Annotated in this window: 1 pseudogene; it reads right to left on the bottom strand. The window is 62.9% G+C overall.

Annotated elements, in window-relative coordinates:
- Window positions 1–407, bottom strand: a pseudogene (locus tag L6D64_RS28210) (DUF2875 family protein); the annotation flags it as partial.

The following is a 407-nucleotide window of genomic DNA, read 5'->3' on the forward strand; positions in this document are numbered from 1 at the left end:
CCGCTGACGCCGGTATTGCCCAGCCGGCGACCGATGTCATAGCCCTCTTCGACATTGCCCACGTCCAGGCCTTGGCCATCGGTATTGAGGCTGTGCAGGGCGTTGGTCAGGGCGATTTCCGCTTCAGCGTTATCAGTGGTGTCGTAGAACACGCGGACCGGTTTTTGCCCGGCGGGCAGGGTATCGAGGGCCTTGAGCCAACCTGCCTGCAAGGCCTTGGCTTGCAACGCGGGTTTGAGGCGCTTGCCGTGTTCGTCCTGCATCGCGACCTTGATCGGACGGTGCAGGTAGCCCAGCACCGGCGCTGCGTCGAACTCCTTCAGTTGGTGTTCGGCCCAGCGCACGGGCAGCCAGGGGGACGGTTCGAAATGGCCTGGGCCGCGGTTATCGATGGTTTTCCACAAGTT

It is taken from the genome of Pseudomonas urethralis, assembly GCF_021602465.1.
Lineage (GTDB): Bacteria > Pseudomonadota > Gammaproteobacteria > Pseudomonadales > Pseudomonadaceae > Aquipseudomonas > Aquipseudomonas vlassakiae.